This window comes from uncultured Nostoc sp. (assembly GCF_964245445.1).
In the GTDB taxonomy this organism is placed as follows: Bacteria; Cyanobacteriota; Cyanobacteriia; order Cyanobacteriales; family Nostocaceae; genus Nostoc.
Map to the genome: position 1 here is coordinate 1 of NZ_CAXTNE010000181.1, position 2,820 is coordinate 2,820.

A 2,820-nucleotide genomic window follows, 5' to 3' on the forward strand; every position below is an offset into this window, starting at 1 on the left:
GTGTAAAGCATTCTAATATTTAAATGGTTTCTGTAAACATGCTGGTTCGGGCAAACTCTTCTTCTTCAGGGGTGAAGAGGGGAGCTTTATCGGCAAGTTCAGGCTCAAAGTAGTATGTCTCTTGCAGAAACTCTCCACGGATGACAGCTTCCTCCAAATCCTTAATGTGGTTCTGTGCAACTATACATGCTTCTTTGAGACTATTCTCATCGCCCTTTTGCAACAGCTTTGGCAATTGGGTTTTCACTCCTGTGAGGCGTGCTAAAGGCTTGAGCATTCCATAAATATTGTAGATGCGAGCAGTTTCGATGCTGGTATATTTGAGGGCATTCGCTCTTGCTAGCTCCGAGTCAAGGCTGGGCCAAAAACGGGTGGTGTAAAATGCCTTCTCATCCTTGTGATACCACTCTTCCGATCGCGCAATCGAAGAAGAAACGGTGTTATGTAGCTTCCAGAAGAATAAACGCAGAGATGAACCATCCACTACGGTAGATAACTTCGCCTCCAGTGACACTTCAAAGTCAGTAAGGTTAGGATCGCGCCCAAGCACAAGGTACTCCACGGGATACATATCCATCTCCTTATTCTGCACAACGTACATATTCAGGTGATGGCGGCAATAGGGACAGGGGTACATAGTGGCAAACAGTTGGAAGAAGTCCTTGAAGATTGCTACTGCGGCTTTTTGCTGTACGTCGGTTTTGGTACACACGATTTCAGCCGTGGTGTGGAAGAACCGCCACACTGCCGGGCCGATATAATACGGGAAGCTGACGCGCATTTGGGAATCCTTCACCTCAGTCCGATTTAGATAGACATCAATGAATGCTACATACTGCGAGAGTGCGCCTGATTCTCGCCCAAATTCTAGCCGTTCACGCCGTTTCTGAACTCCATTCAGGTAGTGATGTGTTAACCGCCATGCTTGTTTGAGTATCAGTTTCTGTTTGGGAGTGCAATGGAGAAAGTTTTCGGCAACATCCGCTCCGTAGCGGTTAAATTCTCCTGATTTTTTTGTGCAGTCATACCACTCATTCAAAGCTGCCTCATCAGGTACGGTGTTGCTTGGGATATTTGCTGCCGTAGAGACACTAAATGCTGCTAACAACTTCGGCATGAAATCTTCATACCAGTATGCCACTGGCATCATTGCACCATCTACTTCCTCGGTTGCCTGCGAAAGGATAACGCGGTTCCACTTCAATAAATAGTCCTTAGGATTTCCCTCAGATTTAGGTGGTGGTGGTGCCATTTCTTCATTCATTTCTATTCCTCTGAGCCGATTAAGCTCGTTAATGGCCAGCACACCTTCCACGATGTCACCTAAGCTGAGACTTTTCTTTTTGATGGTAATTGCAAACTCGACTCCGGCAGCAAACTTTTCTTTGACATTGGCAAATTTACTCCGCGCCTCTAAAATCGCTTTCTCCTCTGCCAACATTTCTGGTGTCTTTGCCACTGTTTTCCAGTCTTTGATGCGCTCCTGTAATCGAGCATATTCATCGGCAATCGATTCAACCACTGCATCCAGCACGGGGTAGCAAGCCTCGGACACCACACCTAATCCTTTGTAAAGCGCGATCGCCTGCTTGACAAATTCCACAAAGTCAGTAATTCTGTATGGCAGATTTTTGACGCGCAAGTGAGTTTCATGGTTAGCGGAGAAACTTTCACGGAAGCTACGGTAAGCTGCTCCTTGAATTAGACGAAACAGACCAATCTGCATTTGTAAGCGGGAGGTTCCGCTTTTTTTCTGATTCGGTGAGTTTGGGTGTTGCGCTAACTGTTCTCTTAGCTGTGCTAATTCTGGAGTCGTGTTGCTGGTTGCTTCTTGTAAAGTAGGCTGTGTGGTGGCAACAACTGCTGTATCGTTAGTGGTAACTGTTTTGAGCGAACTGTCAAGAGAAATTGGTGAGTCTTTATAGCCAGTTTTGCTCTCTGACTCGTCCGGTACTAGCTGACAGAATTCATCAAAGTCTATTGAGGCATCGCCATCATGATCTACTTCCTGTAACATCTCTTTCAACTCAGCGTCTGTCAGTCCAAATTGACTCATCACTGTCCGCAATTCTACGGCAGTAATCTGACCGCTACCATTCTCATCAAAGGCACTAAAGGCTAACTTGAGGCGGCTTTGGCGATCGCCTACCTTAGCTATCATCAGCGTTTTAAACTCTTCAAAGTTGATAGTGCCTGACAAGTCAACATCAATCTCTTTGATTAAGTCACGCAGCCCCGTTTCCGTGGGATTTTGTCCTAGCGATCGCATTACCTCCCCCAGTTCGTCGGTTGAGATAGATCCGTTGCCGTCTACGTCTAATACCTTGAAAGCTTGCCACAATTTTTCTATTTCTTGTTCATCAATCACGGTTTTGTTCCAATCCCATAAGTGTCACTAATAAATTTATTACCATGTTTTCTTACAGTAACTTCAATGCTGTGCAGTTATATCAAGTAAATAGTAAGTATCAATAACGACTGAATTTCGTCTCAACGTTACTTGCAGTCGCCTTATAAATTTGTCAGTTGCTTATTGTTGGAATAAATGCGGCTTGACGGGTTTATGTCTGTCTTGTCCTCAGGTTTCTAGCTTACAGCCAACCATATACCACAAACCCACGGCATAGGGAACGTAATGGAGTTCTGCTGCGATCGCTTTCATCATAAAGTAGAAATAGAAAGCGAGAATTTAATCCCAGCAGAACGTCTCGTCTATTGTCTGAAAACTTTAGTTTAGATGTAGTTGCAGACAATTTGAATAGGTGCGATCGTCTATTAATAACTCGTTGACGAAGCTCAAAGGTTCATCAACTAAGCTCA

Annotated in this window: 1 protein-coding gene; it reads right to left on the reverse strand. The window is 44.8% G+C overall.

The window, feature by feature from the left end:
- Window positions 1–19 precede the first annotated feature (19 nt).
- On the reverse strand, window positions 20–2,368 hold the full coding sequence (locus ACFE90_RS25080; protein ID WP_375505169.1) for an EF-hand domain-containing protein: 2,349 nt from the start codon (window positions 2,366–2,368) through the stop codon (window positions 20–22).
- Window positions 2,369–2,820 lie beyond the last annotated feature (452 nt).